This is a genomic window from Bacillus sp. iso_77 (assembly GCF_056173625.1).
In genome coordinates this window covers 623822-646940 of the sequence record NZ_CM149683.1, presented here as the reverse complement: position 1 = coordinate 646940, position 23119 = coordinate 623822, and the positions used below count along the sequence as shown (strand labels likewise).

Genomic DNA, 23119 nt, shown 5'->3' with positions numbered 1-23119 from the left:
CGTTTGACACGCTTCCCAAACCTAAGCAGCTTGTCAAACGCCGAACAAAAAAGCCCGGTTTGTATTGCATTGTTAGGAAGCAACACAAACCGGGCCATGGTAAGCGCTGTTCGCTTTTAAAACGCCATGTCAGTTTTGTTCACTATCCTGCATAGTCCAGTCATTTACGGTAACTGGGTAGAAACTTATGGGCCATATTCCCAAGATTATATGAGGCTCGTGTTTTGATTTCATGTTTATCTTAACAACGGATGTTCATGATGTCAACGGATTTATCGAACAATCTATGAAGTCGTCGTTTTAATGTTCGGATTTAGAGTATTTTTCCCTCAAATACGATTTTTTTCCCAATCGGAATGATCTGAATCGACCCATTTTCCTTCTTTTCCTGAAAGATGGGCTCCTCCATTCGTCGGACAGGTGAATAGCCTTCCTCCGCCATCTGGGACAACACTTGATCAATCGTCATGTTGTCTTCCACGTAGAATTTCTTTTTCTTTGGTTTTGCGGTCATTCTTTAATTCTCCTTTTCTTCACAGCCTTCACCCAGAAGCCACCATGAATCGTTTTGGGCTCATACGAAATGATAAACGCCTTTGAATCAAGCGTTTTAATCGTTTCATATAATTGCAGTTCATATTTTCTCGGTGTTAAAATTTGCATCGCTGACCGGTCTCCTTCAAGACCTCCTACTACCCAGTTGGTGACGCCATATCCTTTTTCTCTCAATTGTTTTGGGAGATCTAGATCGATTTCTTTTGTAATCACGTTCACAGTAATGTAGCCAAGTGCCAGCTTCTCTTCAATTTTCATCCCGACAATGATTCCAATTCCATAACCTAGCGCATACGCAATGACATTTTGTACTTGATCTAAGTTATCTAATACGATACTCAAACCAATGACATAAATCAGCATCTCGACAGTACCAGCAAAAGCGGCTGCATACCTTCTGCCTTTCATTGTTAAAATTAAACGCATAGTGGAAAAAGAGACATAGACAATGTTAATCACTAAAATAATCAAAACCACGGTGAACGCATTGGATAAAAGTTGTTGAAGCACGATTCGAACCCCCTGCACTAAAAATCAAATAAAGCACCCCATATTCTACTAGAGAACAAACCTTGATACAATCAAATTTGCGCGAGAAAAACACATATATCTTTCGACAACAAGGGGTGGTCTTTGTTACCAAGAGTTTACCCGTTTTTTCCTCTTCTCAACATGAAAAACCTCCTTTTTCAAAAGGAGGCTTTAGATGGTTGATAAAGGGCTAAAATGAACTTTATTTTAACCCTTTGTCTTCTTTTCAGCGTGATAGAAACTTTTGAATTCTAAGAAGGACGAGTACCGGTGCGAAGCGAATTTCACTTTCGTGAGCACCGTCACGCAGGACTGACACATCGCAAAGATTTGTCTACACGCTGAAACGTGTTATTATCCAAACCTAACCGGAACAAGTGATGGGATCAAATACTCTCCGACAATGCCCCATAAAAGGGCAATGATGACGAGCTCAATCAACAAAAAGACCCAGCCGGCATACATCAAGTCTCCCCGTACAGCATCTTGCTCTGATTGAATGGAGCGGAAGAGCACAATAGCAATCAGCTGAAGACCAAAAAACATCATGACGGATAAAATCACCGTTACATATGGAATATTCAGCATGGCAAATACAAGCCAAAGGATAGATAAAACCAAAACCGGCACAAGCATGGCACCGAACTTCATGATCACTTCTTTCAGCAATATGTTCCCTTTCAGCATGTACTTACCGAGCACCCAAACCGTCAGCATCATCAGTGTTAACAAAATGAGTGTAAAGACCGCTACCTTCAAAAAGGCGTCACCAAAAGAATAATGAATACCAAAACCTAATAAACGGGTCTTTGACGCCTTTAATTGAACGTAGTTGCCTAAAGCAAAAAACACACTGAATAACACAATTGAAATCCAGGCGTACTTCATGCGTAAAGTGTCCGCTTGATGGATCGCACGGCTCGGTGATTTTAACATTGCGAGCCCATATGAGCCATAGCGCTTAAACGCACCTCCTACACTTCTTGCAATGCGCTGAATGGCTGAACGCTCTTCATCAGCTGGCTTAGCCGTTCTTCCTCGTTTTGCAGCACTGCGGCTGAGGCGGGACTGCCTCGTTTCTCGATCTATTGATGGCTCTTCGTTTTCGTTTTTCGTTTCAAATGTGACCTGCTCTTGATCTTTCTCTAACATCCCATATCAACTCCTATCTCAGACAATCCGCACAGGCTCAGGTGACCTGTCCGGATGACTCCTATTAAAGTAGCGGAGTCTCTCTATTCAGTCAAGATTCCTTGACGTTCATACGAATAGACGGATAAAAGAATGAAGAGGTTTTAAATGGAGAGAAAATAAGACAAAACAAAAAAGCTGATGAGTGGATCAGCTTTTCATCATCTTTCATAACTTTTCATGAACGATAGCGCCCCTGCTTTGCTTTCTGAATCCGAAGATTCTCCTGGTGTGCTGGGAAACGAGTCTTTTCTGTCGTATCGACTTGTGTAATTTGTCCATTATGAATGGTGATCACCACCGACCCGTATTCAATCCCTTTTAAGGCAGATAAAATAAAATTCAGCTTTTGTTCATCCATCGCTCATCCCCCATCCCACTAATTTTGCTTTCGCTCTTTTAAATAGAGAACCTCATTTTCCAGCTCATGAATCGTATAATGCATGAGCGCTTCATGTTTTTCTTCATGCCCCCATAAAAGGAGCTGCTCAATCAATACCTGCTTTTTCCGCTCAATCACCTGCCTAAGCCAGCGTGACAAGTCATCCCCTCCCGTTATAATGAATGCAAGAAAAAAGGCACTCTGAACCCTTCTATAGAAAAAAGGAAATCAAAGCGCCTTTGGTGATCCAATCAGCGAATTATGTCTTTTTATCATAAACACATAATTCCTATAAGTCAACTATGTTTTTAAAATTTCCCTACAAAAAACAGCAGCCTCCATGAGCTGCTGTTTCAGACAAACCATTAATGATTTAAGAAAGCAAAATATAGAATAAAGATGACAAACAGTCCGTACATAATTGGATGCACTTCTTTTGCTTTTCCTTTAAAGATCATGGTGATCGGGTAGAAAATGAAACCAATCGCAATCCCTGTTGCAATACTATATGTGAGTGGCATCATAATCATGGTTAAGAAGGCCGGTACCGCAATTTCAAAACGATCCCATGCGATCTTTGCAAGAGGTGCTACCATCAGTGCACCGACAATGATTAAAGCAGGTGCCGTTACATTCGATGTCACGACAGATAATAGTGGCGAGAAGAACATCGCAAGTAAGAAGAAAATACCTGTCACGACGGCTGCAAAACCAGAGCGGGCACCCGCAGCAACACCTGAACTAGATTCAACATAAGACGTCGTCGTTGATGTACCAAGAACAGAACCGACGACGATAGAAGAAGAATCCGCCAGAAGCGCTCTTCCTGCACGAGGCAGCTCATTATTTTTCATTAAACCAGCTTGTGTCGCCACAGCCACAAGTGTACCAGCTGTATCAAAGAACCCAACGAATAGGAACGTTAAAATGACCACAAGCATTTGAATGGAGAAAATATCTGGCAAGTGAATCAAAGCTTGACCAAAGGTTGGAGACAAACTTGGAATGCTTCCGATAATTTGAGATGGAACTGGCACAAGACCAAAGATCATTCCAGCAATGGCTGTCACAAGCATCCCAATGAAGACACCTGCATTCACTCGAAGAACCATTAAAATGACAGTCACAACGATTCCAAATACCGTCAACAATACCGGACCACTATGAATATTTCCAATCGAAACGAGCGTATTATCGTTATTTGCAATAATACCGGAGCCTTGAAGACCCACAAATGTAATGAACAAACCAATCCCTGCACCAACAGCCAGCTTCAGCTCACTCGGAATGGCATTGATGATTTTTTCACGAAAACCTGTTAAAGAAAGAGCAACGAAAATCAATCCTGAAACAAACACACCGGAAAGTGCTGCCTGCCATGAGATCCCCATACCAAGAACCACTGAGAAAGCGAAGAACGCATTCAGTCCCATACCTGGTGCAATCGCAATCGGGTACCTGGCGATCAATCCCATCAGGAAACAACCTGCCGCAGAAGCTAACGCCGTAGCTGTAAAGACAGCCCCCTGATCAATTCGTAATTTATCTGGAAAATCCGGTACTGCTACTAAAGCAAGTGTGATCGGATTGACAAACAAGATGTAAGCCATCGACAAAAATGTCGTTAAACCGCCGATGATCTCTCTGCGATAATTCGTACCTAACTCATCAAACTGAAAAAACTGTTTCAAAGCCAACTGACTCCCTTCATGTCCTTTTGCTTTAGTCTGCCCCATTCACAAGTCAAATAAAAAACGCCCCAACAGTTTTTGGGACGCTTGACTACAATGTGAATTCAGACCGTGACATCAAACAAGAACAATGCATGATTTATATCAAACGAGTGTGAATTGACGTAGTCAAGCCATTTACGGTAGCTTGGTAGAAACTTGCGGGCCATATCCCCGCCATTATACGACTTCTATCTATTTGATTTCTGTGTCTATTGTACCAACTTCATTTTTAAAACACAATACGAAAAGCGAACATTTTTCAAAGAAATGTCCGCTTCATTCGTCTTATTACACGAATTTGGAAAATCACATCTAGTTCTTTATACACCCATCACTGAATTCTGGCAAAAACCGTTTCTGCTACATCGAAAAATGCCTTCACAGCAGGAGAAGATTGCGTGAGCGATGGACAGGCAAGCGCCACCTCACGATGATGCGATACATTCAGATGACTGATCTGCACAAGTTGTTGCGTTTTTAGGAATAATTCAGGACCTATCGTCACACCAAGTCCTTCCCCAACCATGCGGGCAATGGTCGTACAATCATGCACTTCAAATAAAATAGACGGCTTGATTTGCGCCTCTGAAAAAATATCCTCTACATGGGACTGATACATGCCAGTTGGCATAATAAACGGTTCGTCCGCTAATTCTTCCATATCTACAATTGGTTGCTGCTTAAAACGATGATTTTCGTGATAGGCGACCACCATTTTATCTTTCATAAGTGGCAATAGATCAAACGCTTCATCCGCTTTACCTTTTACAACAAACCCAACATCAATAATGCCAGAATCGAGCCACTCCAATATTTCTTCATATGTCCCCTCATAAAATTTAAATTCAATCTTTGGATGCTTTTTCTGATAGCTCACAAGCAGTTTTGGCAACAAACAAGCGGATGCACTGGCAAATGTTCCAATCCTAATCAAGCCAGATTCAATATTTTTGGTGAGCGCAATTTCCTGCTGAATTTTCTCTACTCGATTTAGCACTTCTCTTATATGCGGAAGAAGGGTTTCACCGATGTCTGTCAGCGTAATGCCCTTTTTTCGGTCACGCACGAATAAAGACACGCCCCACTCCGTCTCTAAACTTGCCACCGCATGACTCACGGCAGACTGTGTCATATTTAATGCTTCAGCTGCAGCGGTAAAACTGCCTAGCTCGACCACCTTAGCCATCGTTTCGAAACGAACAAAGCTCATGAGTAATCACTCATCCCTTTCATGAAAAACATCAATTTTACTTATGTTAGCACGGAATTTAAAATGAATACAACGTTTCAACATAAAGGAAGGGTTCAAAATGAAAAGTACATCTTATCCATTGCTCATATTTCTTTTAGCCGTCGGTTCTTTCGTCACAGGCACTTCAGAATTCGTCGTATCAGGCATACTGGACATCATTTCTGACGATCTGCACATCTCCATCCCGGTTGCGGGACAGCTCATCACCATCTATTCTCTTTTTTATGCCGTGGGTGCCCTCTTTTTAGTCATGGCCACATCGAAATTGAATCGAAAAAAGGTTCTTTTATCGGCGATTTCCATGTTTATAGCAGGGAATGTGCTTGCTTTTTTTAGCCATCACTTTATGCTGCTCATGCTCTCACGGGTCATCATGGCCATGAGTGGCGGCTTATATATTGTACTCGCAACAAATTATGCAGCGCAGCTCGCCCCGCCAGAAAAAAAGGGGAGTGCGATGGCCACGGTGATCACTGGATTTACAGTTTCACTAGTACTCGGTGTACCGATTGGAACATTTTTAGCAGGATATGTAGATTGGCATGCCATTTTTCTCATCATTGCAATAGGAACCGCTTGTCTCTTGTTTCTTCTGTATCGATTATTACCGCCTATGGAGGGACATTCCCATGTGCCATTTAAGCAGCAAATGCAAATTCTTCAAGACCGTAGGGTGTTAAGCGGATTAGCCACGACAGCCTTTTGGATTTTAGGTTACACAATGGTATTTGCCTACATTTCGCCATTATTGCGACAGACATCCGGATTTACGCTCGAAATGACAAGCATTGCCTTGCTCGTCTTAGGGATTTCTGCTTTTATCGGATCACGCTTTGGCGGATACGCTGTCGATCAATGGGGACCAAACCGAACCATTTCAATCAGCATCACGGTTCAGATGCTCATGCTCTTTGCATTATCTTTTACACAATTTTCTGTAGTTGGCGTCTTCATCACGCTCGCCATTTGGGGCACCGCCACATGGACGACAACACCAGCGAAGCAATTTTATCTCATCTCCCTAAAACCCGAAACATCGGAAACTGTGCTGAGCTTTAATACAGCAATTATGAATATCGGCATGATGCTTGGCTCATCAATGGGTGGTCTGATTATTCAATATACAAATGTAACGAATTTAAGTTGGATTGGTGGGATAGCTAGTTTTGTTGCATTGATGTTGATTCGGTACTCGTTCAATCGTCATCGACTGGCGCATCAACAGATAAAAAGCGAACATGTGTAATTATGTTCGCTTTCTGATTTATCGATTAGCTTTTGATGTTTCTTTTTTGACTGGAATGGTTACCGTTATCGCCTTCTGTGGTGCCAACATGTTCAGTTCAGTCAAATCAAGATAAAGCCCATATTCTTTAAAAGAAAAATGGTTTAATGATAAAGTCTCTAAATTCTTATCATCAAATTCAAAGGTGGATTGCATGGAAGCTGTCTTTAAATTCGTCACCTTCGCATGGTTCCCCTTCAAGTAATATCCGCTTTCATAGTCTGCTTGTGGATCGGGCCATGATTTCATCTTTTCAACATCGCCTAATCCAATGAATTCACCTATATTCTCCATCACATCCTGATCTAATTCTTTTTGATCTACTCCAGTAAATTGATAATCAACATTCACAGAACGGTCTTTTTGCTCTATCTTAATGATTTTGATTCCGATGCCATGGTGTTTTGTTTTGAACTGAACAGGCAGCTTTGTCTTGAGAGGAATGATGTGGCTGTATTCTCGTTCGTATCTCACATCTGTGTAAAATGTCAATTCAGTCGCCTTTGGATTGATCGGCTGATTCAAAATTGTCAAATGATCTTTTCTAGTTTTGTCAGAAGTCAGTTGTTTTTTTCTTAAAACGGTTCCAATCTCAAGCTCATACTCATTACCTAAATTATCCTTCATTCTATCAATACTAACTCTATCATCTTTGGCAAAACCATTGTAATCAATGGCATATTGAATAGCAGAGCCATTCACTCCATTTTCTACCTTTACATTTCTTATTTGATAACGGCCGTTTAAAATAGACACGTCTTTTTGCCCCACTAATAAGGTGGTTTTTTGCTTGACAACAGGTAATTTGAAGCGCCAATTCCCTACAATATCCCCAATCTTCGAAATGACAAGTGGCACTTGCTGACCTTGTTTGATCGTCTGTCCATTTGTATAGACTTCTGTCTGCCCAACATAGCGGCCATCTTTCATTTTTTTCAATCCTTGATTGTCGTAACTCGGTTGGAAAGTGTCATTTTTATGATCGAAGTTGTTGACTATGAATGGTACAGAATCTTCCTTTGTATTCAAGTTCTCCACAGTAAACGTATAAACAAGTCGCCCGGCATCATAATACACACTGTTCACTTTCACAGTAACCCCTCTTGATTCAGCCCCCTCATTGACATGCTTCACCAACTCACTCTGAAAAAGAGACATTCCTACTTTATCGTGAAACATCATATATAACTGTCCAACAAACGGCACTCGAGCCATCGCTGTATTAAGAGAAGGAAAAATGAAGCCTGATGAAAAGTAAAGGACAACCAGGGCGATAACTGAATAGATTGGCGTTCTCCAATTCCATTTAAACCAATTTCTTTTCTTTTCCGCTTTCAAATCTCCTATTGCTTGGCGAACCGCAGAGGTCAATTCAACCTTTGGTACATCAATCTCATCATAAAGCTTTTTCATTTCTTTTCGTTCCATCGACACTCTCCTCCTTCTCCAATGTTTGCTTTAATAACTTTCTTGCTCGATACAAATGCGTTTTGACCGTTCCTTCAGGCACACCCATCTGCTCAGAAATCATCGAAATTGAATAATCTTGAAAATAAAATAGCTGAATCACGAGCTGATATTGCTCATCTAACACATCTAGTGCATTTTTTAAATCCAGCTTGTCTTCCAAAAAATCATGCCGCTCAACGCTCTCATGATGCTGTTCAAACGGAACAACATCTTGCTGCTTTTTCTTCATCGCAAAAATCGTATGAATCAAAATCCTAGTCAGCCATGTAGAAAAATAAGCCGGTTCTTTTAAGCCCGATAGATGCTTAAATGCTTTAATGACCGTCTCCTGAACAGCATCTAACGAATCCTCTTTATTTCTTGTATAGAGAAAAGCCGTTTTATATAAACGCTCTTGATACATCAGCATTAATGTCTCAAATGCCGGGACATTCCCTTTTTGTGCTTTTTTAATTAGACGCACTTGCTTCATCTCATCCACACCTCCTACACCTGTTAGAGCAAGGTTTCTCACAAACGGTTTCAACAAACAAAAATTTCTTTTACTTAGCATATGTCGGACAGAAATCGAGAAAGTGAAGATTGGGCAGCAAAGATCATGTTGAACATTTGATATAATGGAAGAAATATCTACAAAAAGGAGGATATTGATTGTTTCTATTTGAAGAACCTGCTTGTGCTAGCTGCCAAAAGAAAATAGAAGGTAACGAAGAAGTGTACGTTAAGCTGGTCTATCCAAAGAGACGAGGAATGACAGAAGTAAAGGCTTGGCTAAGAAATGAAGGGGTTTTTTATTGTAAGGCATGTACAGAACAAAAGACATCACATGGAGGATAAACGCATGAACAAAATCACTTTTCCGCAATCATTTCCAACAATACATACCGAAAGACTGATCTTAAAACAAGCAACGATCACAGATGCTGAGGATATGCACATCTATTTATCCAATGAAACCGTGTGCCGCTACATGGGCATTGATGCACATGAAACCATCGAGGACACAAAAGGGGAAATCAAATGGTATGACAATATCTTCAAAGAACAAACAGGCATCCGCTGGGGCATTTCTCTAAAAGAAAATCCAGCCATCATCGGCAGCTGCGGCTTTCTCAATCTAGAAAAACAGCACCGCCGTACGGAAATTGGCTATGAATTACACCAAGATCATTGGCGAAAAGGCATCATGAAGGAAGCAATTACTGCGGTGTTGCGGTATGGATTTCAGGAGATGAACTTGAATCGGATTGAAGCGATCATTGATCCAGCAAATACGTCTTCTGTTCAATTATTGGAGAAGATACATTTTGTACAAGAGGGTTTATTAAGAGAGTATGAATTGGGTCAGAAGGGATTCGATGATGTGTATATGTATTCGATTTTGAAGAGAGATTACGAAAAATCCTATTAAACAGAGGAGAAACAAATGAAAACGGATATTCATTTCATCCAAAAGCCGCAACCAGAGTATGTTTCTTTTCACATTTATGAGCTGAATCCGGCGATTGAAAAACTTGTCCAGCAAGTGGAGCAGTCAGCCCCCTATTTCTTAGCACAAGAACCCACGAAAGAAAGAGTGAAAAAGGTCTATTATCACGACATTTTATATATAGAAAGCGTTGATAAAAGATCGTTCTTGTATACGTCAGATGGAGTGTTTCTCTTAAAGGAAAAGTTATTTGAACTTGAAAAACAGCTTGAAGCGCACGATTATGTCAGGATTTCAAAATCGATGATTCTAAATATAGATTCTATTGCCGCTATTTCTCCTAAAACGAGTGGCCGTTTTGAAGCAAGCCTTACAAATAAAGAAAAAGTAATGATTTCACGTTTTTATATCCAAGCATTAAAAGAGAAGCTTGGATTACGGAGGAAGTGAACAGAATGAAACGTTATATCACAAATCTTTTGATCTCATTTTGTATAATCTTTACTGCACTCGTATTGATTTACTGTTTCACGTTTGGAACGATGCCCATCTATATTTTACAAGCCATCATGTTCAGTTCCTTTTTTTCAAGCGCCCTGACCTTCTTGCTATACCCAAAACAAACGTACAGTCATAAACGGATTCTTTTTCAACAAATTCTATATATCGTCCTTGTGATGTGTATGATTATGACCACCATCATCATCGTCAGCGCTGAAATCAGTCTCCTTTCATTCATCGTGAATTTCCTTGTGGTTATGGCATTATTCTTTGTGATCAAGTACCTATTGTATAAAAAAGATCAAGCAACCGCTGAGGAAATCAACGACCTTTTACAGCAGCGAAAGAAACGAACAACATCTTAAAGCGCATCTTAGGGCTAAAAATTGACATGTTAGGAAGATTTCATTGTGGCTCCTGCTTGATTCCACTACTCTGACATTAGAGGGGGAATCAACAATGAAACCAATGACAATCATTCGAAAAGCTGTACTTCTACTGCTGTTTTCTTTAATTATTCCAACAAGTGCAGGTGTCTATATATCCATAAAACAAGTGACCGATCCAATGACCATCTATATCATCAATGGCTGCGCCATGCTAGCTGGGTGTCTTTTACTTCTATTCATTATTCAAAAAAGTCGTTTTCACTTGAAAGAAATAGGTTTTCGAAAAGGCTCTCTTGGTATGTGGATATTTCCGATCCTTATCATCGAGGCCATTCCGTTTATTGCTGGATTCAACAAGGATTTAACTGTTTCTTCCTTTCTAGCACTTTGTTTCTTCATGGTGTGTGTCGGTCTTTTTGAAGAAGGAATCTTTCGAGGCATTCTGTTTCAATATTTAAAACAAATCAACTTGCGCACTGCCATATGGGGCTCCGCCGTACTATTCGGACTTGGTCATGCTGCGAATCTGCTAAGCGGAAAAAGCATCACATTAACCGTCGCACAAATCCTTTTCGCCTTCTTATTTGGATTCGTTGCAGCTGAAATCGTTGCACTCACGAACAGCTTGCAATGGGTGATCGTATGGCACGCGGTTCATAATATCGTGGATCAGATGACAAATGGAAATACGCCTGTCGGAATGCAAATGCTTTTACTATCCATTCAATGTGTCATTTTGCTTGTTCTTGCGGTGGTGTTGTGGAAAAGATTAAGGATGAAAAAAATGTTCGATTGATAAGGAGAACAGGAGGAAAGAAATGAATAGGAACACATGGATAGAAGGCTGGTTTGAAAAGTGTGAAGAACTTGAAATCAAGCCTTGGGAATGGGATTTTAAACAAAGTTATATCAAAGAGCCGATACCGAAAGATAAATCTTCAATTGAGTTAATATTAGATTATAAAAGCCGTACACTGAAAGAAATCGGAATCTGTAATGTCACTAAAAAAACTGGTCGTAAAGCTGACTGCGATAAAGAACCTTTTAATATTTATCAATTACTTTGGAGTACTGATTATAAGCCAGAGCCTAAATAACAACTTAATTTAGACCGTTACAACTTGATCCGTGGAGAAACAATGAATTCCTTTATAACGACTTTCAATCATTCTAAAACACTAACTTATTATTCTCATATCAAACATAAGTTTGAAAAATTCGCTACTGACACCCACTGCATTGGGAACTTCATCGTATTACCACATTGGATGAATACGGGCCGTTATAAATTTTCTCAAGATTATTGGGACGTTACGATGTATTCACTTTTTCATTTTTTCAAACCATTAGGATGCTGGAAACAGTTCGTTGAACGATATTTCCTTCAGCCTTATGTAAACCATGATGAAAAATGGACAGTGACTGAATTTTGGGAAGGTCATTTTGATAGCATAGGAAATTACAATCAATTAAAACCTCAAAATGAACAAGAATTAAGTGAGTTCCTACTTAATTAAAAATAGAGCCAACGCTTATGAAATTCGTTTGGCTCTATTAAGCAAGTTAACTAGTACTTATTTAGGAGATTAAATTAATTCTATTGCTAAGTGTGTCATTATAAGTCTTATTGCAAAAAGGGCACTTTAAATGAGTGTTTGCTGGCATAGCAGGGTGAATCTCATTTGCAATAGCACCTTCAAAACAATGGTATAAAGCCGTTTCTGACAAATAAGCCTTTTCAGCTGAATCGAAGGTGAAATATTCAAAGTAGTGAGCTATTTGTGAGTAAGGGTGGTTCAATAACCTGCGTTGCAAATCCGTATCAGATCTGCCAACGTAGATTGGTTCTACTACATTTTTAACCTTTGCGTAAAGAATATAGGTTCCTTTGAATCCTTTCGGAATTAGGAGACGAATGAGCCATGGAGTAAACTTATATAACCTTGGCTTCATATGACAAGACCCAATTCTTTTTTATATGCCTTCCTTGCTTTACTAACTCTCGTTCGCATTGCCTCAACACTGATATTGTAGTATTCTGCTAAATCTACAGCATCCTTACCTGAAGCAAGTTCAATTAAAACAACCTTTGCCTGCTCATTCAGAGCTGTACGGCTAATTTCATCAGTTACTTCCAATTTGAAATTTTCATGGTCATTAATAGTTTGATTGATTACAAGTGATGAAATGCCCGCCATCTCACTTGCTTCTTTAATTACATTAATTCTATTGCGAATTTTAGAGCCAGCACTCCCTAACACATCTCGTACAATGGTTTTTGGATTACCCTGTTTTAAAGGCGTATTCAAAAGATAGTCCATTGCCTGCTCAATTCGCTCAACTTGGTAGTAACCACTTGAGGATTTAAGAGATTTTGCTCTCATGTTGTCCAACAGAATTAATGCATCAACAACATCATTACTCATTTGTAGATAGTTTTCATTCATTTTTTTACCCCATTTCTAGTGTCCGCTAATATAGTCGGTCACTGAATCTTTTTGGAAAGTTAGAACCTAGTTACATACTTTTGCTGTAGCCGTCCTCGGGATCGATTACAGATAACTCCATTTTACATGTTTTTTTCCTAAATTGCAATTTTTTCTAGAGTTTAAGAGTTCAGTAACTTTCCGTTCCTGCTTTCACTTTATATGGGATGTAAGTAAAAGAAAAATTTCCATTAAAAAAACTACAGGAAAGTTATCCTGTAGTCATTTTTGTTTTATTAAAACGATTTTAACAATTCGCGAACATAAGCCCCTGAAAAGAAGCCCCATTGTGTTCTTAAATCACTATACACATCATCTGGATTTGCGTGCATATTCTCAGCTTTAGCATAAGCCATAAATAAAACATCGATTGCAGCTTCAACCTTCCTTGCAAGCTCAATCAATTCATCAGGATTAATCGTAGAAGGTTCTTGGCTAGTCGCTTCTTTTATAGGATTATAAATTTGTTTAATAAATGGATGTCGATGATTTAGTTTTATTACTGCTTTACCATTAAAATGTGTTATATCAAGCAACTCTTTTCCAGGCCATGAAGAGTCTACTAAAGTAATGGGTTGCTCATCAATTTGCGCAGTCATTTTGTCAGCTAATTCTTTGTTTGTATCAGAGTCTATCCCGGCATCTTCAAGTATATCGTTAATAACTTCTTTTACTTCTTCTTTTGGCGTATTTAAACGAGCTCTTCCAGGTATAGCAGTTTTTTCAGCTTCTTTTACCGCTTTTGTTGCTGGAGTATGTTCTATATCATTTTTTCTTTTTTCCGTACTTGTTTTCGAAAATACAGCTTGTATCTCTTTACGAGCAGCCCTAACTGGTTTATCTAGAACCTTACGAATTTCTGCCCTCAACTTACCAACAGGAACTGCTCCCCTTTTAACATTCCGAACTTGAAAATATTCGTCAAGGGTTGCAGGAAAACTAATTTCCACTCCAATAAATCTGTCAATATTTTCAATCCTAGATGGAAACATACCTTGAATTGGATCAAAATAGATCTCTCTTCCATTTCTTAGGATACTAATTTTCCCATCACGGTCCTTTAGATACAGCTCTTTAAACCTTGACGCAGAACCCCTGTAGCCACCTTCTCCTTGGACTTTCCTAAGAACCTCTGGCAGTAAAGTAACCGTTATCTCTACTTCTTCACCATCGATTTCAATAACTGATCGATCAATAACATCAGCAGGCAAATTATTTTCACCGACGAGTTTAGAAATCCTTGGGCTGTCTAGTAACATTAATGGGTCATATAGATCAAGAAACTTATCGTTTAATTGAATTACTAAGCCTTGATCAATAAACTTCCGATAAGCTCTCGCAAGGAACTTTGTTAATTCTTGTATATATTCACTTACAGAATTTCCATATTTCCCTTCATTAGTTAAACGATCAATTTTAGACCAAACAATCAATGTTCCTGAATCAAAAGGAGCCCCGTCATCCCACGCCATATGCATTACATATTCCTTTGGAAACCCATCAATTTCTTGTGCAATAATGTGAGTTTGTTTCTCTGTTGCTATGAGGTCAAGATCTAGAAAAGCATGATAATATCGGTCTACCCCTAAAGGCTTTGTATAAATATCTACCCTTCTTCCTTGGCTTAATGCAGCAACTTTCATACCCACACCAAAACGACCAAGTCCCTTGCGTTGATTATATCTAGTCGAAAAACCTATTTTTAAAGTTTGCGCTAATATATCCGGTTGAATCCCAAATCCATTATCAGCGAACACAATTGTATTAATACTTTTATCAGCCTTATTCTGATAAGGAATCACTTTAACAATCTTTGAACCAGCTTCAATTGAATTATCAACTACCTCGCCTACTGCCGTAGATAAATCAAAACCCGAATCACGCCAGCTCTCAAGAGCCTTATCCACTTGAAAGATATCAGACTTTGAAACATTTGATAATTTGTTTTCCATATTAATAATCCTCCTATTTTCGAATTGGCCTCTGGTCCAATTCAAATGTTTATTAAAGGAAGTAAAATAACAAAAGAGCCATTATATGTGCTTTCTTATTTCTTACTTACCTTCACCCTATATGGGGGGTGTGTTTGAAAAAAATTTCCTAGTAGAGAAATTTTTTATTAAATTAAGAGTTAGAGTAATAAAACCATTAACCTCAACGTCTTAATACCTTAACGATATGGTACGAATCAATATTTTTTCTGAGAATTTGTCATCCGAAATCAAACTCGAGCACGCTAACTCTAAAAAAATACCCCTATCAGAATTTGATAGGGGTATTTGGTTTCACGCTCTTCCAATTTTTTGGCGGGGAGTTTGGCGGGTAACCAATTAAGTTCAACAAAAATTAACCTTCCTATAACTCATAAATCCCCATTAAATCAGCGTAAAAACTTCATTTCTATTTTATATCTATTCCCACTCAATCGTAGCAGGCGGCTTACTCGTAATATCATACACCACGCGGTTCACATGCTTCACTTCATTCACGATACGAGTCGAGATCTTTTCAAGTACATCCCAAGGGATTCTTGCCCAGTCACTCGTCATACCGTCAATAGATGTAACAGCACGGATACCGATTGTGTAATCGTATGTTCTTGCGTCACCCATGACACCTACGCTGCGGATGTCCGGGAGGACTGTGAAGTATTGCCAGATGTCGCGCTCAAGGCCGAAGTTAGCAATTTCTTCGCGTAGAATCGCATCCGATTCACGGACGATTTCTAGTTTTTCTTCAGAAATTTCACCTAGTACACGGATTCCTAGACCTGGACCTGGGAATGGTTGTCTCCATACGATGTCGTCTGGAATACCTAGCTCTGACCCTAGAGCACGAACTTCATCCTTGAATAGCGTATTAAGTGGCTCAATCAATTCGAACTGCATGTCTTCTGGAAGACCGCCTACATTGTGGTGAGATTTGATTGTTTGTGCCGTTGCTGTTCCGCTCTCAATGATGTCTGTGTAAAGAGTTCCTTGTGCTAAGTAGTCGATTCCTTTAAGCTTGTCCGATTCGTCATCGAATACATAAATGAATTCGTTACCGATGATTTTACGTTTTTGCTCAGGATCAGACACACCTTTTAGCTTGTTTAAGAAGCGATCTTTCGCATCTACTTTAATCACGTTCATGTTGAAACCTTCGCTAAATGTTTTCATAACCCCTTCTGCTTCGCCTTTGCGAAGAAGACCGTGGTCAACGAAAATACATGTCAGCTGATCGCCGATGGCTTTGTGGATCAATACAGCCACAACAGATGAATCTACACCGCCGCTTAGTGCGCACAATACTTGTTTGTCGCCTACTGTTTCACGGATTTTCTGCATTTCGATTTCAATGAAGTTCTCCATTGACCATTTGCCATCGCACTCACATACGCCGAAGACAAAGTTCTTCAATAGATCATTTCCGTACTCAGAGTGACGTACCTCTGGGTGGAACTGAACGCCATAGAAATTCTTCTCAGCTAAGCTCATCGCTGAGTTTGGACAATGTGCACTTGTTGCATCAACTGTAAAGCCTTCTGGTACTTCAACGACAAGGTCACCATGGCTCATCCAAACGACTTGATCCGTTGGAAGGTCTTTGAATAAAGCAGGTGTTCCGTTAATATGAATGTCTGCTTTTCCATATTCACGCTGGCTTGCCGCTTCTACTTTCCCACCTAAATAGTGAGTCATCAGCTGCATGCCGTAGCAAATGCCTAGAACTGGAATGCCTAGATCAAAAATCTTTTCGTCACAACGGAAAGATCCTTCATCATATACACTGTTTGGTCCACCAGAAAGGATGATTCCTTTCGGCGCCATTTCTTTAATTTCTTCAGCAGTTAAAGTGTGCGGATGAAGCTCACTGTACACACCAAATTCACGAATACGGCGAGTGATCAGCTGATTGTACTGACTACCGAAATCGAGAACCAAAATCATTTCATTTACTAAATTTGTCATGGTGTCACCTCTATGTCCAATATAGTTTTTATAAACGCACAGAAAAAATGAGAGGAGAAAACCTGCTCTCAGTGTAAATCACGCTTTTGAAGCGCCCAGACTCACATCCGAACGCTTCAATTTCATGTATTTTAGAAGGTTTTAATATTCACCTATTCTAACAACAGGAAGGTACGGGGTCAAGACTATCTCCTGTTTATTAAATTTTCCCATAACTTCACCGACTGCCGCCAAAGCGCCGACGCATCTTCTTGTCGATAGAGCGCCCGCTCATAGAACTGCGTTAGTTCAGACATGTGATGATTCCCTTCCTTGTCATCGATCAAAGAAGCAAATTCTCTTAGCGTCATGCCTGGTTTTTTCTCGATCCCTCTGCGCTTTAGCTGTTTTAATAAAGCAGCATATGCGTAGAAAAAAGCTTCCTCATCTGGCAGACGTTTTACCTTTCTCACAACAAAGATTGGCAGCCATCTTGCTCTGAACCGGTAAAGCATCCAGCCTATGAAACCAAGAAAGACAATCACACCTGCTGCGTAGCCCAAGATTGAACCAACATGAACCATACTTGGCTTTGCTTTAGCTGCTTGTTCCTCTTGTTTTGCCGCCTGTTCTGGTTCTTGTTGCTGCGGCTGTTGTGTCTGCTCGTTTTCTTGTTGATCAGATGCGGGCTGATCTTTTTCATCCTGTTGATCATCTGTTTGGTCGTTGTTAGCCGTGGTTTCATTCGTAAATGTCTCTGGGTTCGTGAACCCTTTTGTCGGTTCAAAAGTCACCCAGCCACGGTTTGGAAAATACACCTCTACCCATGAATGGGCATTGTTATTGGTCACTTCATACACATTGTTTCCATCCATCTGTGTTTCATATAATTGACCTGACGTGTACCCTTTCACCCATCTCGCCGGAATTCCAATCGAGCGAAGCATGACAATCATCGAGGTTGAAAAGTTATCACAATAGCCAATCATCGTATCAAATAAGAACTGATCCACATAGTCTTCGTCACGCCCAGGCACAGCGACATTTTGGGTTTCATATGAAAACTTCGCAGATCCTAAATAATCCTCAATCGCTTTTGCTTTATCATACATATTATCCTTCGTTTCCGTTAAGCTGTTCGCCAATGTTTTCACACGCTCTGGCAGCGAGGATGGGAGCTGCAAGTATTCACGTCCGACCTGCTGGTTCACTTGCTGCTTGGTCGGTACTTTGATCCGCTGTAAGTCCTCTAGGATAAATGTAGGTGATAAGAAGCTGACTCGATAGTTCCCTAAATTTTTGGGCGGGTTTTGAGTAGACGGGACAATTTTCTCCGTTTTGCCCATCATTTGTAGTGGAATGTTTTCCATTGGCGTCAGCATAACCGTACCAATCGGATAAACAGCATGATTAAATCGATAATTTGATTCCATATCGACTCTCGTTTCATGCTCCTCTGTTTTCACGCGATTGGTAAACCACTGGTTCGGCACTTCATTCCCTTTTAACCGAGTAGGTTTCGTATCATTTGAAGCATCCTCCCAGCCTTTCCCCGTGTAAATACTTTTTGTTTCTACACGAAAATAAGACGGCTCTTTTCCGCTCCATTTAAATACCGGTGTACGGTCCTCACTAAACGGTCCCCCAAGCGACGAATCATCCGTACTATATCCCACCTTATTCTGCCCGGCAGAACCATCTTGATTCGTGACCGCTTTAAAAAACGGGACAGGGTCAGGCCATTTCGGATCAGATTTTGGCAAAGACGCACCGAGTGATGCTGATACAAGAACAAGTGCCAGCATGGGTAAGAACCAATTGAGACGCGCTTTCTGTGACACTCGCACACCTTCAGCCGAACGAAGCCGGTCGAAATAGAGCAGGCCAAGCAAACAAAAGCCAAATACCATAATTCGAACGATCGCAAAAGTCGCATCATAAGGTGTAAACGTATCAAGAATCGTGACATATACAATCGTCATCAGTAAAAAGAAAAAGATACGCTGCTGATACACAACCCAATAATGAAGCAAATAAACAAGTAGCCAAAGCAAAATATAAAACAACAATGTGCGGAAAGACGGATACATGTCACTCCACATGCCCATGCTCATCAAAGAAATATTATCTTGAATATCAGCAAACAGCGCAGGCAGATAACTTGGCTCTGATTGATAAAAAATCAAATATAATGCGAGCAAGATCAATCCAGCACAAATAGGAAACGTCACATACCACTTCAATCGAAAGAACGTAAACAAACACGTAAGCCCTATAAAAATGATGAAATAAGACGTATGACTCGTCTCTGTAAAATCTTGAAGCGGACGAAGCCACTCCCAAAGCAGCAGAAATGCGACAGCATAATAGATGAACAACTCAAAACGGCTTTGCCGCTGATGCATATGCAGCATAAATGTTTGTCACCTCACAGTTCTTTCGTGCAGCCGGTCCTCAAATAAAAGGGTCGTGTGTATCCCAGAAGCTTTAAGCCGGTCCACAAGCTGTTTTTCTTTTGCCGTCAATCGATCAACGGCTCTCTTCACTAAAAGAACAGTGATGTTCTTTCTGTTTCGATTCCCAAGTAAAATGGCAGCAAGCTCTTCTTGCAGATGACCTGTCACCACATACTTTCCTGTCTGCTGGTGCTCACTCGATGTTAATGATTGATAATCAGGTGCACGAGAAGGCTGATACTGCACCTTTGTTAAATAGTAGAGCATGTCCTGTAAATGCCTCTCTCCTTGACCCACTCGAAATAAGTGCTGATCCCCAAGCGGGACAAGGCCTACCGGCACCCCTTTTTTCACAGCCGTTTGCAGAACCGATGCGGCCATAGACACAATCGTTTCAAAAGCGGCTTCATCTGTAAAATCAGCAAACACCACCAGATCCTTTGTCTGATTCTGTTCAAACTCCTTCGTCATAAGCTGACCTCTTCTAGCTGTTGTCTTCCAGTCCACCCAAGCGAAACGGTCTCCTTGCTGGTATTCACGCACACCTGTCGTCACATTTGTCGGTTCATTTAACCAAGAGTGCAACGCTTTGCCTCCATTTTCATTCACCGATGTAGCAGATTCAACAGGAATATCCAACATTTTCGGATACACAAGCAATGTTTTCTCTAGTGGAAGAATCACTTCTTTTTCAACAAACCCAAACATATCACCCGTTTTGATTCTAACCGCCGTCAATTGATGCTCTCCCCGCACAATGTCATTGAATTGATACGAAAATCGCCACGTTTTCCGAAACCAAGGAAAGATCATTCGCTTCATTTCAATTTGTTCCTGCAAATGAAAGGTATCCGGCGGTTCATCCTCAAGTATGACGTACACGTACGGAAATAAATTCGTCCGCTTGATTTCAAGGTCAACAGACAGCACATCCCCTGCCTTTAACCGGGTATGCTGTAATGTCCTTTTGGCTGTTGCACGAAGTGGAACAAGGGCAAACAACAAAGCATACAAAGCATATGGTGAAAATGCATAAAAAAGGAACCAGCTCACAAAACCGCCCTGAAACATGGCATAGCAAAAGGCTGCTGCCGTGAGAATGACGAGCATCATCACCCGTAACCATAGTGAAAAAGCTAAACGATTACGTGACTTCATTGAGTCATCGACTTTTGAACTGGTACGCCAATATGCTCAATCATCTGTCGCAACAGTGTCTCCGCCTTCTTCCCTTCATATGTTGCTTCTGATGTCAAAATCATGCGATGCGGCAATGTGTAAGGCGCCAAATACTGTACATCATCAGGAATCACATAATCCCGCCTGTTCAAAAGCGCATACGCCTGAGCCGCTTTCATCAATGCAATTGAACCCCTTGGGCTCACGCCTAAATAGACAGACGAATGATTTCGCGTCGCTTGGGCGATTTCGACAATATATTCTTTAATCGATGCATCCACATGTACGGTCTGAACCGCTTGCTGCAAAGCATGGATATGATCTTTTGTCATGACTGCCTGAAGCGTGTCAATTGGCGATTGTTTCTCCTGCAAATTCAGCACCTCAAGCTCCTCAAGCATGGTTGGATACCCCATCTGCAGCTTAAATAAGAAACGGTCCATTTGCGCTTCTGGAAGTGGATAGGTTCCCTCATACTCCACTGGATTTTGCGTAGCCATCACAAAGAAAGGATCTGCCAGCGGCATCGTTTCTCCGTCCACTGTGACACTGCCTTCTTCCATCGCTTCAAGAAGGGCTGATTGTGTTTTAGGAGAGGTTCGGTTGATTTCATCAGCCAAAATAATCTGCCCCATAATCGGTCCTTGTCTAAATTCAAACTCGTTTGTCTTTTTATTATAAATCGACACACCTGTTACATCTGAAGGCAAAAGGTCAGGCGTAAATTGGATTCGCTTAAACTCACACCCAATGGATTTTGCCAGAGCACGAACCATCATGGTCTTCCCAACGCCAGGCACATCCTCTAATAGCACATGCCCCTTCGCCAAAATCGCAACAAGGCTTAATATCGCAATATCTTTTTTCCCCACCATCACTTTATTGATGTTATCTACGATTTTTTGTAAATCTGAATGCATCGGTTCATCAAATGCCATCCTGATCCTCCTATCACGTTTCCGTCAATTTTCATATAGTCTAACTTTACCATACAACACGCATTTGCATGTAACATCAACACGTAGAAAAAAGAAGCCTTCTCACGACGGAAAAGACTTCTGCTCCTCTTTAGGCTCACTTGCTGGTTCCATATGAACATGAGAGTGTAGAATATCATGCTCCTGCTTCATTCTGCGTTCAATTTCATCTGCAATATCATGGCTTTCTGCGATGTTTAAATGCGGTTCTACTTCAACGACCACATCCACATGGACGGTACTTCCAAGATAACGAGCTTTAATGTCTTTCAAATCGCCCACTCCTGGTGTCGCTTCAATCGTCTCTTTATATTTAGACATATCTTTTATATGAAAACCGTCCGTTAATGAATGAGACGCATCTCTGAAAATCTCCCACGCCGTTTTACAGATAATTAAGCCAATCACAAACGCAGCAAGCGTATCAACCCACGCCAGCTGAAATTGAGAGGCGATAATTCCGACAAACGTCCCGATACTCACATAAGCATCTGATTTATTATCAGCCGCTGCCGCATATAGCGCCTGGCTATTAATTCGTTTAGACAGTTTACGGTTATACATATACACGCCATACATCACAACAGCACTTCCTGCTGCCGTCCAAGCTGCAATCATATCAGGCGTTTGATGCTCTGATGAGAAAAGCGACTGGCCTGCACTCAGCAAAACCTGAAGCCCGACAAGCATCATAATAAAGGAAGCCACAAGTGACGCAATATTTTCAGCTCTAAAATGACCGTATGGATGATCCTCATCAGGTGGCTTCTGAGAAATACGCAGCCCAATTAATACGGCAAGCGAAGCAATGATATCTGTCGTATTATTCAAGCCATCTGCGGAAAGGGCTTCTGAATGAAACACATACCCAATGATCAGTTTGACAGCAGATAAGATCACATAGGCTATAATGCTGACCCAAGCACCTGTTTCACCTTGTCTTAATTCGTTGTAGCGCTCCATACCGAACAGCGCCTCCTCACACATTACTTTTCTATATTTATCTTACAAAGCCAAGCCCGTGTGGGTCTACAGCAACATGATTCGCTTGAATCAGCAAAATAGGATACATAGAAATGTGTTGACCTAAGCAAACTTATTTTTATAAGGTCAATTGACCTCAAGACCTACTCCCATCAATGTTTTTCAAAACCACCCCGAAAAATGAAAAAGAACAAAATGACTCTACTATATAATTGTCAGAATAGTTTTATTTCAAAACACAACTTTTCTTTCTTCCTTCTTATGCTATTTTTAAGAATGGGCAGAGGAAAATGAGGGAACATAATCTCTCAAATCCTTTATACTTTTTAACATCATGTTAAGAGGTTTGAAATGTCAGTTTGATAACCTGTCCAATGCTGAATGACA

General features: G+C 40.5%; 23 protein-coding genes and 2 riboswitches. Of the genes, 7 read left to right on the top strand and 16 right to left on the bottom strand.

What is annotated here, in order from left to right:
* Positions 1 to 132: 132 nt before the first annotated feature.
* Positions 133 to 234: riboswitch (purine riboswitch) on the bottom strand.
* A 79-nt stretch (positions 235 to 313) separates the two neighbouring features.
* The 7 genes from AC0VYC_RS03230 to AC0VYC_RS03200 form a co-directional block, all read right to left on the bottom strand.
* Positions 314 to 514: an NETI motif-containing protein gene (locus AC0VYC_RS03230; protein ID WP_008344299.1), complete on the bottom strand. Its 201-nt coding sequence runs from the start codon at positions 512 to 514 to the stop codon at positions 314 to 316.
* Positions 511 to 1065 carry a DUF2179 domain-containing protein gene (locus tag AC0VYC_RS03225; RefSeq protein WP_475389415.1) on the bottom strand — a complete coding sequence of 185 codons (555 nt, stop codon included), beginning with the start codon at positions 1063 to 1065 and terminating at the stop codon, positions 511 to 513. Before AC0VYC_RS03225 ends, AC0VYC_RS03230 begins: the two co-directional genes overlap by 4 nt.
* A gap of 375 nt (positions 1066 to 1440) precedes the next feature.
* Positions 1441 to 2238, bottom strand: coding sequence for a hypothetical protein (locus AC0VYC_RS03220; RefSeq protein WP_327872516.1), 798 nt, complete (start codon positions 2236 to 2238; stop codon positions 1441 to 1443).
* 217 nt (positions 2239 to 2455) lie between these two features.
* Positions 2456 to 2638: a YezD family protein gene (locus tag AC0VYC_RS03215; protein ID WP_008344304.1), complete on the bottom strand. Its 183-nt coding sequence runs from the start codon at positions 2636 to 2638 to the stop codon at positions 2456 to 2458.
* 18 nt (positions 2639 to 2656) lie between these two features.
* Positions 2657 to 2818 (bottom strand): hypothetical protein, encoded by a 162-nt coding sequence (locus AC0VYC_RS03210; RefSeq protein ID WP_008344307.1) that lies wholly within the window; start codon positions 2816 to 2818, stop codon positions 2657 to 2659.
* Positions 2819 to 3024: 206 nt separating this feature from the next.
* The gene (locus AC0VYC_RS03205) at positions 3025 to 4350 is read right to left on the bottom strand and encodes an NCS2 family permease (protein ID WP_024719393.1); all 1326 of its coding nucleotides are present in this window, start codon (positions 4348 to 4350) and stop codon (positions 3025 to 3027) included.
* 145 nt (positions 4351 to 4495) lie between these two features.
* Positions 4496 to 4597, bottom strand: a riboswitch (purine riboswitch).
* A 126-nt stretch (positions 4598 to 4723) separates the two neighbouring features.
* Positions 4724 to 5602 (bottom strand): LysR family transcriptional regulator, encoded by an 879-nt coding sequence (locus AC0VYC_RS03200; protein ID WP_039168487.1) that lies wholly within the window; start codon positions 5600 to 5602, stop codon positions 4724 to 4726.
* 100 nt (positions 5603 to 5702) lie between these two features.
* On the opposite strand from AC0VYC_RS03200, the gene AC0VYC_RS03195 reads away from it, so the two are divergent.
* The gene (locus tag AC0VYC_RS03195; RefSeq protein WP_327872517.1) at positions 5703 to 6890 is read left to right on the top strand and encodes an MFS transporter; all 1188 of its coding nucleotides are present in this window, start codon (positions 5703 to 5705) and stop codon (positions 6888 to 6890) included.
* Positions 6891 to 6908: 18 nt separating this feature from the next.
* Here the strand turns inward: AC0VYC_RS03195 and AC0VYC_RS03190 are convergent, their stop codons facing one another.
* Positions 6909 to 8357, bottom strand: coding sequence for a DUF4179 domain-containing protein (locus AC0VYC_RS03190; protein WP_327872518.1), 1449 nt, complete (start codon positions 8355 to 8357; stop codon positions 6909 to 6911).
* Positions 8326 to 8871 (bottom strand): sigma-70 family RNA polymerase sigma factor, encoded by a 546-nt coding sequence (locus tag AC0VYC_RS03185; RefSeq protein ID WP_041093219.1) that lies wholly within the window; start codon positions 8869 to 8871, stop codon positions 8326 to 8328. The genes AC0VYC_RS03190 and AC0VYC_RS03185 overlap by 32 nt, the downstream gene beginning before the upstream one ends.
* A 179-nt stretch (positions 8872 to 9050) precedes the next feature.
* On the opposite strand from AC0VYC_RS03185, the gene AC0VYC_RS03180 reads away from it, so the two are divergent.
* The 6 genes from AC0VYC_RS03180 (at position 9051) to AC0VYC_RS03155 (ending at position 11815) form a co-directional block, all read left to right on the top strand.
* Positions 9051 to 9236 (top strand): hypothetical protein, encoded by a 186-nt coding sequence (locus AC0VYC_RS03180; RefSeq protein ID WP_047946428.1) that lies wholly within the window; start codon positions 9051 to 9053, stop codon positions 9234 to 9236.
* Positions 9237 to 9240: 4 nt separating this feature from the next.
* The gene (locus AC0VYC_RS03175) at positions 9241 to 9810 is read left to right on the top strand and encodes a GNAT family N-acetyltransferase (RefSeq protein ID WP_268363588.1); all 570 of its coding nucleotides are present in this window, start codon (positions 9241 to 9243) and stop codon (positions 9808 to 9810) included.
* Positions 9811 to 9825: 15 nt separating this feature from the next.
* A complete protein-coding gene (locus tag AC0VYC_RS03170) occupies positions 9826 to 10278 on the top strand; it encodes a LytTR family DNA-binding domain-containing protein (RefSeq protein WP_265154418.1) in 453 nt (150 codons plus the stop codon).
* A gap of 5 nt (positions 10279 to 10283) precedes the next feature.
* Positions 10284 to 10694 carry a hypothetical protein gene (locus AC0VYC_RS03165; RefSeq protein WP_475389410.1) on the top strand — a complete coding sequence of 137 codons (411 nt, stop codon included), beginning with the start codon at positions 10284 to 10286 and terminating at the stop codon, positions 10692 to 10694.
* A 94-nt stretch (positions 10695 to 10788) separates the two neighbouring features.
* Positions 10789 to 11514 (top strand): lysostaphin resistance A-like protein, encoded by a 726-nt coding sequence (locus AC0VYC_RS03160; RefSeq protein ID WP_475389408.1) that lies wholly within the window; start codon positions 10789 to 10791, stop codon positions 11512 to 11514.
* A gap of 22 nt (positions 11515 to 11536) precedes the next feature.
* Complete coding sequence (locus AC0VYC_RS03155) at positions 11537 to 11815, top strand: hypothetical protein (RefSeq protein WP_335350165.1); 279 nt, start codon at positions 11537 to 11539, stop codon at positions 11813 to 11815.
* Positions 11816 to 12667: 852 nt separating this feature from the next.
* Here AC0VYC_RS03155 and AC0VYC_RS03150 read toward each other — a convergent pair.
* From AC0VYC_RS03150 to AC0VYC_RS03120, 7 genes are all read right to left on the bottom strand, one after another.
* A complete protein-coding gene (locus tag AC0VYC_RS03150; protein ID WP_335350163.1) occupies positions 12668 to 13165 on the bottom strand; it encodes a hypothetical protein in 498 nt (165 codons plus the stop codon).
* A 275-nt stretch (positions 13166 to 13440) separates the two neighbouring features.
* On the bottom strand, positions 13441 to 15156 hold the full coding sequence (locus AC0VYC_RS03145; RefSeq protein WP_335350162.1) for an ATP-binding protein: 1716 nt from the start codon (positions 15154 to 15156) through the stop codon (positions 13441 to 13443).
* 459 nt (positions 15157 to 15615) lie between these two features.
* Complete coding sequence (gene guaA / locus AC0VYC_RS03140; RefSeq protein WP_017366723.1) at positions 15616 to 17157, bottom strand: glutamine-hydrolyzing GMP synthase; 1542 nt, start codon at positions 17155 to 17157, stop codon at positions 15616 to 15618.
* 185 nt (positions 17158 to 17342) lie between these two features.
* Entirely contained in the window at positions 17343 to 19550 is a 2208-nt protein-coding gene (locus tag AC0VYC_RS03135) for a transglutaminase TgpA family protein (protein ID WP_475389405.1), read from the bottom strand.
* A gap of 9 nt (positions 19551 to 19559) precedes the next feature.
* The gene (locus tag AC0VYC_RS03130; protein WP_475389403.1) at positions 19560 to 20750 is read right to left on the bottom strand and encodes a DUF58 domain-containing protein; all 1191 of its coding nucleotides are present in this window, start codon (positions 20748 to 20750) and stop codon (positions 19560 to 19562) included.
* Positions 20747 to 21709, bottom strand: a complete 963-nt coding sequence (locus AC0VYC_RS03125; RefSeq protein WP_475389401.1) for an AAA family ATPase — start codon at positions 21707 to 21709, stop codon at positions 20747 to 20749. Before AC0VYC_RS03125 ends, AC0VYC_RS03130 begins: the two co-directional genes overlap by 4 nt.
* 102 nt (positions 21710 to 21811) lie before the next feature.
* The gene (locus AC0VYC_RS03120; protein WP_008344349.1) at positions 21812 to 22711 is read right to left on the bottom strand and encodes a cation diffusion facilitator family transporter; all 900 of its coding nucleotides are present in this window, start codon (positions 22709 to 22711) and stop codon (positions 21812 to 21814) included.
* Positions 22712 to 23119 lie beyond the last annotated feature (408 nt).

Coding starts and splice junctions, on each gene's coding strand:
- AC0VYC_RS03230 (WP_008344299.1), bottom strand. CDS start 514: ATGACCGCAAAACCAAAGAAAAAGAAATTCTACGTGGAAGACAACATG.
- AC0VYC_RS03220 (WP_327872516.1), bottom strand. CDS start 2,238: ATGTTAGAGAAAGATCAAGAGCAGGTCACATTTGAAACGAAAAACGAA.
- AC0VYC_RS03215 (WP_008344304.1), bottom strand. CDS start 2,638: ATGGATGAACAAAAGCTGAATTTTATTTTATCTGCCTTAAAAGGGATT.
- AC0VYC_RS03200 (WP_039168487.1), bottom strand. CDS start 5,602: ATGAGCTTTGTTCGTTTCGAAACGATGGCTAAGGTGGTCGAGCTAGGC.
- AC0VYC_RS03195 (WP_327872517.1), top strand. CDS start 5,703: ATGAAAAGTACATCTTATCCATTGCTCATATTTCTTTTAGCCGTCGGT.
- AC0VYC_RS03190 (WP_327872518.1), bottom strand. CDS start 8,357: ATGGAACGAAAAGAAATGAAAAAGCTTTATGATGAGATTGATGTACCA.
- AC0VYC_RS03185 (WP_041093219.1), bottom strand. CDS start 8,871: ATGAAGCAAGTGCGTCTAATTAAAAAAGCACAAAAAGGGAATGTCCCG.
- AC0VYC_RS03175 (WP_268363588.1), top strand. CDS start 9,241: ATGAACAAAATCACTTTTCCGCAATCATTTCCAACAATACATACCGAA.
- AC0VYC_RS03170 (WP_265154418.1), top strand. CDS start 9,826: ATGAAAACGGATATTCATTTCATCCAAAAGCCGCAACCAGAGTATGTT.
- AC0VYC_RS03165 (WP_475389410.1), top strand. CDS start 10,284: ATGAAACGTTATATCACAAATCTTTTGATCTCATTTTGTATAATCTTT.
- AC0VYC_RS03160 (WP_475389408.1), top strand. CDS start 10,789: ATGAAACCAATGACAATCATTCGAAAAGCTGTACTTCTACTGCTGTTT.
- AC0VYC_RS03155 (WP_335350165.1), top strand. CDS start 11,537: ATGAATAGGAACACATGGATAGAAGGCTGGTTTGAAAAGTGTGAAGAA.
- AC0VYC_RS03150 (WP_335350163.1), bottom strand. CDS start 13,165: ATGAATGAAAACTATCTACAAATGAGTAATGATGTTGTTGATGCATTA.
- AC0VYC_RS03145 (WP_335350162.1), bottom strand. CDS start 15,156: ATGGAAAACAAATTATCAAATGTTTCAAAGTCTGATATCTTTCAAGTG.
- guaA (WP_017366723.1), bottom strand. CDS start 17,157: ATGACAAATTTAGTAAATGAAATGATTTTGGTTCTCGATTTCGGTAGT.
- AC0VYC_RS03135 (WP_475389405.1), bottom strand. CDS start 19,550: ATGCTGCATATGCATCAGCGGCAAAGCCGTTTTGAGTTGTTCATCTAT.
- AC0VYC_RS03130 (WP_475389403.1), bottom strand. CDS start 20,750: ATGAAGTCACGTAATCGTTTAGCTTTTTCACTATGGTTACGGGTGATG.
- AC0VYC_RS03125 (WP_475389401.1), bottom strand. CDS start 21,709: ATGGCATTTGATGAACCGATGCATTCAGATTTACAAAAAATCGTAGAT.
- AC0VYC_RS03120 (WP_008344349.1), bottom strand. CDS start 22,711: ATGGAGCGCTACAACGAATTAAGACAAGGTGAAACAGGTGCTTGGGTC.